This is a genomic window from Actinocrinis sp., assembly GCF_035650855.1.
Classification (GTDB): domain Bacteria; phylum Actinomycetota; class Actinomycetes; order Streptomycetales; family Catenulisporaceae; genus Actinocrinis.
Map to the genome: position 1 here is coordinate 1 of NZ_DASRGV010000309.1, position 7,287 is coordinate 7,287.

At 71.4% G+C, this 7,287-nt stretch carries 9 protein-coding genes; 7 read left to right on the plus strand and 2 right to left on the minus strand.

Annotated features, from left to right (window positions below; all coding sequences use genetic code 11):
- Nucleotides 1–437, plus strand: a 437-nt coding sequence (locus VFB40_RS21930; protein WP_324853610.1) for an RICIN domain-containing protein, incomplete at its 5' end; no start/stop codon positions are given.
- Here the strand turns inward: VFB40_RS21930 and VFB40_RS21935 are convergent.
- Nucleotides 430–735, minus strand: coding sequence for an HAD-IA family hydrolase (locus VFB40_RS21935; RefSeq protein ID WP_324853612.1), 306 nt, complete (start codon nucleotides 733–735; stop codon nucleotides 430–432). The genes VFB40_RS21930 and VFB40_RS21935 overlap by 8 nt on opposite strands.
- A 16-nt stretch (nucleotides 736–751) precedes the next feature.
- Here VFB40_RS21935 and VFB40_RS21940 point away from each other — a divergent pair, with 16 nt between their 5' ends.
- From VFB40_RS21940 to VFB40_RS21960, 5 genes are all read left to right on the plus strand, one after another.
- Entirely contained in the window at nucleotides 752–1,129 is a 378-nt protein-coding gene (locus VFB40_RS21940) for an MFS transporter (protein ID WP_324853615.1), read from the plus strand.
- Between the two features lie 414 nt (nucleotides 1,130–1,543).
- Complete coding sequence (locus VFB40_RS21945) at nucleotides 1,544–3,037, plus strand: cation:proton antiporter domain-containing protein (protein WP_324853619.1); 1,494 nt, start codon at nucleotides 1,544–1,546, stop codon at nucleotides 3,035–3,037.
- A 124-nt stretch (nucleotides 3,038–3,161) separates the two neighbouring features.
- Nucleotides 3,162–3,623, plus strand: a complete 462-nt coding sequence (locus VFB40_RS21950; RefSeq protein ID WP_324853621.1) for an SRPBCC family protein — start codon at nucleotides 3,162–3,164, stop codon at nucleotides 3,621–3,623.
- A gap of 12 nt (nucleotides 3,624–3,635) precedes the next feature.
- Entirely contained in the window at nucleotides 3,636–3,986 is a 351-nt protein-coding gene (locus tag VFB40_RS21955) for an ArsR/SmtB family transcription factor (protein ID WP_324853623.1), read from the plus strand.
- Nucleotides 3,987–3,989: 3 nt separating this feature from the next.
- Complete coding sequence (locus VFB40_RS21960) at nucleotides 3,990–4,415, plus strand: SRPBCC family protein (RefSeq protein ID WP_324853625.1); 426 nt, start codon at nucleotides 3,990–3,992, stop codon at nucleotides 4,413–4,415.
- A gap of 82 nt (nucleotides 4,416–4,497) precedes the next feature.
- Here VFB40_RS21960 and VFB40_RS21965 read toward each other — a convergent pair whose 3' ends face one another.
- The gene (locus VFB40_RS21965; RefSeq protein ID WP_324853627.1) at nucleotides 4,498–6,384 is read right to left on the minus strand and encodes a chloride channel protein; all 1,887 of its coding nucleotides are present in this window, start codon (nucleotides 6,382–6,384) and stop codon (nucleotides 4,498–4,500) included.
- Nucleotides 6,385–6,464: 80 nt separating this feature from the next.
- Here VFB40_RS21965 and VFB40_RS21970 point away from each other — a divergent pair, with 80 nt between their 5' ends.
- Nucleotides 6,465–6,962, plus strand: coding sequence for a MarR family winged helix-turn-helix transcriptional regulator (locus tag VFB40_RS21970; RefSeq protein ID WP_324853629.1), 498 nt, complete (start codon nucleotides 6,465–6,467; stop codon nucleotides 6,960–6,962).
- Nucleotides 6,963–7,287 lie beyond the last annotated feature (325 nt).

Here is a 7,287-nt window from a genome sequence, read left to right on the forward strand (position 1 = left end):
CGGCCGGCACGTACCACGAGATTGTCAACAAGCTGACCGGACAGGTCGTGGGTACGCACGGCAACACCACCGACGCGAACATCGGCAACGGCAACGCCCCCGACATCGAGCTGGAGAACCCCGGCTCGGCGGCGAACCCGGACACCCAACTGTGGCACGTGGTGACGAAGGCGGACGGCAACGTGACGCTGCTGAACAAGTCGGGCGGGCGCGCGGCCGAGATCTGGACCGGAAACCCCACGGCCGGCCAGCAGATCGGCCAGTGGGTCGACAACACGTCGGCGGGGCTCTGGAAGCTCATAAAACTCCCAGACGGCAACGTCGAATTCCAGTCGGCCGGTAACCCGAGCCTCTACCTGACCGGAGCGTCGACCGACGCGCACCTGACCCTGCAGACCGCCACTGCGGACGGCTCCCAGGAATGGCAGCTCAAGTAGTCGCCGACGCTGGGCTGCCTGACAACCAGAGGTCGATGACTGGCGCCGTTTCGTCGAGCGTGGTGAATACGTGCCCGTTCATGCCGAGGACTCGGGCCGCGCGAACGTTCTCCTCGCGGTCGTCGACGAACAGGAAGTCGGCGGCCGCGACGCGCAGGGAGGTGACGGCGTGGTGGAAGGCGGCCGGTTCGGGTTTGGCCGCCTGGATTTTCCCGGAGAAGGCGACGTGGTCGAGGCCGCGCAACCAGGGCTGGGCGGCCAGGAACGCGTCCGCGTGGTCGGCGGGGACGTCCCACACCCACGGGGCGCGCCGCGTGCTGACCGCCGGCGCCTTCTTCTGGACCGCCGGCCTCGCCCTGAGCGCACGCGTGGTCGGTCCCGACCCAACCTGGACCACCCACTGGTTGCCCGTCGCGCTGCTGACCGGACTCGGGATCGGACTCACCCTGCCCGTCCAGTCCGGAGCCGCAGTGCAGACGCTGCCACCGGCGCGGCTCGCGCTCGGCTCGGCGATCAACGCGAGCCTGCGACAACTCGGCGCGGTCCTCGGCATCAGCCTCTACGTCGCCGTCCTCGGCACTCCGTCGGCGGCGAACGCGCTCGGCTCCTTCCACCGCGTCTGGTGGCTCTTCGCCGCCCTGGGTCTGGCAGCCGGACTCCTGCTGTGGGCGCCGGCCAGAAGCAGAAAATGATCGGCCCCGCGCGGTGCGGCGCGCGGGGCCTGGCACGGCGCTTGCGCTCGGGCTACTGGGGGATCAGCCGGAGCTGAGGACACACTTGCCGTGCCACGCGGGCCAAGCGGTCCCGCTCAGGAAACGTAAACCGCTGGACCGGGCGGCCGCAGCAGAACAGCGATTTATACGCCATTGATCCGCCGCTGATTCGCCGGGAGCTACGGTGGTGGTCACCGGGGGAGTGGTGCCGCGGGCCGGCTTCGCCCGCCGCGGCTGGCGGACCGGACGGGCGGTCGGGGTCGGGACGGTAGTCTGGACGTGTTACACGGTGTGCCGGGAAGTCTGGTCGGCGCGAAGTCATTCGTGCTCGCCGACGGAGGATTCCATGCCCGCACCCCTTCGCTTTTCGCCGCCCGGTTGCACGGTCCTGCGATGAGCGACACGACGCGCTTCGGGCTGCTGATCGCCGTGGTGGCGGCTGTGGTGATGCTCGCAGTGCTCTCCAACCGGCTCAGCGCGCGGCTTCGCGTCCCGGCTCCGGCGTTCTTCCTGCTCGGTGCCGCCGTCGCTTCGGACCTGGTGCCGCGACTCGGGCAGGTACCGATCGTCACGGTGCAGCGGATCGTGACTGTGGCGCTCGCGGTGATCCTGTTCGACGGCGGAATGCACTTGGGGCGGGCCCGGTTGCGCGCGAACACCGGGGCGGTGCTGTGGATCGGCACCAGCGGAACGCTGGTGACCGCGGCGGCGCTGGCGGTGCTGGCGCACGGTCTGTTCGGCCTGTCCTGGGGCGGCGCGGCCCTGCTGGGCACCGCGCTGGCCCCTACAGATCCGGCGGTGGTCTTCTCGGTGCTGGGCCGCCGGCAGATCGCGGGGCGCGCCGGCGTGCTGCTGGAGGGCGAGTCAGGGGCCAACGATCCGGTGGGCATCGCGTTGATGGCCGCGCTGCTGCCCGCGGTCACCGAGCATCGCGCCGGCGCGGCGGGTTTCGCCCACGGCGTGGAGGCGTTCGGTGCGCAGATGCTCATCGGGTTGGCCGTCGGGGTCCTCGGCGGGCTCGGGTTGCGGGAGTTCACCCGCCGGGTGCCGCTGCCCAGCGAGGGGCTGTATCCGCTGCGGGTGCTGGCAGGGGCGCTGGGCCTGTACGGGGTCGCGGCCGCGGCGGACGGCTCCGGGTTCCTGGCCGTGTTCGTGGCGGGGATCGTGCTGTGCGACGCGCGCGCGCCCTATGCGCGGGAGGTCAAGCGGTTCCACGCGGCGTTGGCCGGCTTGGCTGAGATCACGGCGTTCACCGTGCTCGGGCTGACCGTTTCGCTGCACACGCTGCCCGATGGCAACGCCCTGGGCATCGGCCTGGCGCTGGCTGTGCTGCTGGCCTTCCTCGTGCGCCCGGTCCTGGTCGGCCTGCTGTTGCTGCCGATCCGGCTGCCGCGGCGCGAGCGTGCCGTGGTGCTGTGGGGCGGGCTGAAGGGCGCGGTGCCGATCCTGCTGGGAAGCTACCTGCTCACCGGGGCCGTTCGCGATGCGGAGCGCCTGTACTCGATCGTGTTCGTCGTGGTCGCCTTCTCCGTGCTGGTGCAGGGCGGACTGCTGCCCACGCTCGCCGCCCGGCTGCGCGTGCCGACCACCGTCGTCGAACCCGAGCCCTTCAGCCTCGGGGTGCGCCTGCGCGAGGAGCCCGACAACCTGCGCCGCCTGGTCATCGCCCCGGGCGCGCCCGCTGACGGCGCCGCCGTGCACGAACTGGACCTCGACCAGGGCACGTGGATCAGCGTCGTGCTACGCGACGGCCGGCTGCTGGAACTGACCGGCCAGACCGTTCTGCGCGCCGAGGACGAGGTCCTGCTGCTCACCGACCCGCTCCAGCAGCCCGATCCGGCGGCCGTGTTCACCGATGCGCGACCGGATCGCGCCGCGAGGTCGTAGCTCGCGAGGGCACAGGTCGCGAGGTAATAGCTGCCGTGCGCTTGACACGTGGTTGCGCCACGGCTAGCTTCACAAGCAGATCCTTGTACAAGTAGATGCTTGTGAAATCGAAAAGGAGACCGGGATGACCGGCGCCACCAGCACTCAGACCGAGGACTTCACCGCGGTGCTCAACCTTCCCGCCAGCCCCGAGGCGGTCGCGTCGCTGTTCACCTCCGCCGCCGGCGTCAGCCGCTGGTGGGGCCCGACGCGGGGCGACGGCGCGACCGGCGGCACGCTCGTCACCAGCTTCGGCGACTACGGCGTCAACGCGATGCGCGTGCTCGAATCCGGCCCCACCCGCGTGGTCTGGGAGTCCATCGCACCCGACGGGGTCACGCCCACCGGGCACACCCGCGAGTGGCTCGGCACGACCATGCAGTTCGACATCGCCCCCGGCCCCGAAGGCACCGAACTGCGCTTCCGGCACGCCGGCCTCACCCCGCGGCTGGAATGCTGGGACGCCTGCGTCACCGCCTGGAACTCGTTCATGGCGAGCATCGAGGCCTTCGCCGAGACCGGCACCGGCACCCCGTTCACGCTCTGAGATACTCGCCCGATGGCCGAGCACCAGCCGCAGCCCCCGCCCGCGGCACCCGACGCGGTGCTGCGGGCGCTCGCCGACCCGCACCGCCGCCAGATCCTGCGGCTCGTGCAGCACGCCGAGCTGCCCGCCGGCCAGATCGCGGCGAGCTTCACCCTCACCCAGCAGGCGGTCAGCCAGCACATCAGTGTCCTCAAACAGGCCGGCCTGCTCACCGAGCGCCGCGAAGGCACCCGCCGCCTCTACACGCTGCGCCACGAGTCGCTCGAGCCGGTGCGCGAACTGCTCGCGGAGTTCTGGCCCGACGCCCTGCGCCGCCTGAAGAACGCCGTCGAGACGGCCCATCCCCGCCCCCCGAAGAGGTAGCCGTTGACCGCCGAGATCCGCAACGACACCATCGTCGCGACCGAACACATCAAGGCTCCGCCCGAGGTCGTCTTCCCGTATTTCACCGACCCCGCGCTCATCGTCGAGTGGATCGGCGAGCGCGCCGAACTCGACCCACGCCCGGGCGGCGTGTTCCACCTCGACATGGGCCAAGTCGCCGCTCACGGCGTCTACAGCGTGGTCGATCCGCCGCATCGCGTCGTGTTCACCTGGGGCATCCCTGGCAACGACACGCTGCCGCCCGGCGCATCGACCGTTGAGGTCGTGCTGACCCGAGACGGCGAGGACACCGTCGTCGTGCTTACTCACCGCGCCCTACCCTCCACTCACATCGAGACCCACCGCACCGGCTGGGAGCACCGGCTCGGAATGCTGGGCGAGGCTGCGAGCGGACCCCCTCCCGCCTAACAGCGCTTCGTTTAGCCCCTGTTGTTGCACTGGGCAATTGCTGAGAGCGAGCCGAGCCACGCGGCGTTGGCGGCGTAGGGCATCAGGGGGCTGTGGGCGCCGAAGCATGCGCCTTGTGCACGGCGGCGAGCAGGCTTTGATGGGTGATCCATCCGGCCAGGTGGCGGCCGGTGGGGTCGAGCACGGGCAGTCCGGACGGCTCGGCGGTGACCAGCGCGTCGAGGGCTTCGTGCAGCGAGCTTTCGAGCGTCATGGCCTGCGGCAGGTGAATCAGTTCCCGTACGAGCAGGTCCGCTGTCGGACCCGTGGCTCGTTCGTCGCCCAGGGCCTCGGCGGCGGCCTGGGCGGTGAGTACGCCGAGGTACTGGCCGTCGGGGCCGGTGACCGGCAGCACGCCGCGCCGGGCTCGGGCGAGGCGCTCCTCGGCCTCGTGCAGCGTGATGTCACCAGGCAGCGGCGTGGGCGCGGGTTCCATGACGTCGCGCAGGGTGCGTCCCGGCAGCAGGGCCGCGGGAGCGGGAGTGTCCAGGTCGATTCCGCGGCGGCGCAGTTTGAGGGTGTAGATCGTGTCGCGCGAGATCAGGGCGCTGACTCCGGTGGCCAGCGAGATGGCGGCCATCAGCGGGAGGATGACGGTGTAGTCGCCGGTCAGCTCGAAGATGATGATCACGGCGGTGATCGGGGCGCGTGCGGCTCCGGCGAAGACCGCGCCCATGCCGATCAGCGCGTATGCCCCGGGCGGTCCGGCGAGCGCGGGCAGCAGGCGCCCGGCGCTCTGCCCGAACGCCGAGCCGAACATCGCGCCGATGAACAGCGAGGGTGCGAACACTCCGCCGCTGCCGCCGATGCCGATGGTCAGGCTGGTGGCCAGCATCTTGCCGACCATGAGCACCAGCACGAAGCCGAGGGTGAAGGCGCCGTAGACGCCCTTGTCCAGGACCGGGTAGCCGACCCCGTACATCTCCGGCAGCACCAGCAGCAGGCCGCCGAGCGCGAGTCCGCCGACCGCGGGACGGGCCCAGTCCGGTCCCCGCCACACCGTGTCGCAGAGGTCTTCCACCGCGTAGAGGACGCGGGTGAAGCCGACGCCGAGGGCGCCGGCCAGCAGGCCGAGCAGCGCGTAGAGGGCGTATTGGCCCAGGTGCTGGACGTGGAAGGCGGGCAGGTGCAGGAACGGGGTGTCGCCGAAGGCGGCGCGGCCGATCACCGACGCGGTCACCGAGGCCAGGGCCACCATGCCGAAGGACTGGGCGGTGAAGTCGCGCAGGATCAGTTCCATCGCGAAGAACACCCCGGCCATCGGGGCGTTGAAGGTGGCGGCGATCCCTCCGGCGGCGCCGCAGGCGACCAGGATGCGCAGCCGTGCCTGGGCCACGCGCAGCCAGGTGCCGAGGCTGGAGCCCAGCGCCGAGCCGATCTGCACGATCGGGCCCTCGCGGCCGACCGAGCCGCCGCCGCCGATGCACAGTGCGGAGGCCAGCGACTTGACGATCGCGACCTGCGGGCCGATCCGGCCGCCGCGGCGCGCCACCGCGTACATGACCTCCGGCACGCCGTGTCCGCGCGCCTCGGGGGCGAAGCGCGCCACCAGCGGCCCGTACACCAGGCCCGCCAGCACCGGGGCCAGCACGACGAAGAACCGGCCGAGGACCGCGACGTGCGGGTTGGCCGCGTGCCCTGCGGCGGAGTAGTCGGCGTGCCCGGACAGGATCCGGGTGAAGGTGCTGATCAGCCAGCGAAAGGCGATCGCTCCCGCGCCCGCCCCGGCGCCGACGGTCACCGCCAGCACCGCCAACCCGCCGTTCGAGACGCGCAGCGCGGGCAGCAGACGACCGGCCGGGTTGGCGCCCGTGCGGCGTGCGGGGAGCGCCACGAGCGCACGGCGAAGCCGGCCCGCTGCCGGATCGGCGGGTTTGCCGCCGGTCGCGGGCGGCAGGCCGCCTATAGTGTTCGTGGTCGAGTTGGGCATGGAATCTCCGGCGCGCGGTCGGGTCGTTGCATGGGGCAAGGGCGTGGCGGGCGGCGGTGGCCTCGGAGAGGAGCGCGTGCATGCCGGGTTCGCGGACGCCGCGGCAGGCGGTGGATCAGGACAGCGAGCGGGTGGTCGGGGAGTTGCTGACTGCTTCGCGGCTGTTGGTGGCGATCGCGGCGCGGTCGCTGGCCGCGGTGGAGGAGAGCCTGACCCTGCCGCAGTACCGGATGCTGGTGGTGCTGGACGCGCAGGGGCCGGTGAGCCTGGCGCGGATGGCTGAGCTGCTGGATGTCAACCCGTCGACGGCGTTGCGCATGGTGGAGCGGCTCTCGGCGGCCGGGATGGTGGAGAAGATCCCCAACCCGAAGAACCGGCGCGAGGTGCTGCTGCGCCCGACGCCCTCGGGCTGGCAGGTGGTGCGCCAGGTCACCGAGAATCGGCGCACGCAGATGGCCGCGATCGTGGAGGCGCTGGACGAGCGGTCGCGCGAGGACCTGATCACCGCGCTGCGCAAGTTCACCGAAGCCGGCGGTGAACCGCCCGAAGGAGCCCCCGGTCTGCCCGGCTGGCACTAACCCACCGCGCCACGCCGCGCCGCGCACGCGACCCACGGCGTGGCGAGCGCGCAGTTCCAGCCGCGGGGCATGTTGCACCCTGCAAGAAACCTGCCCGCGCGGACGACTTCGGAGCGCGCTCACGCACAGCCCAACGGCTCTGCGCCCTGTGAGGAATGGCTGAGGTTGACGGCGTTTACGGACACAGTGCGCCTATCTCCTCTCCACGCGCCACGCTCGGCCGATCGTCGACTGCATCGCGCTGACGTCGCACTCCCCGCTCATCAGTCATTGCACTATGCAATAATAGCGCGCTCTTGACGAGGTGCGAAATCCGGACGGGAAA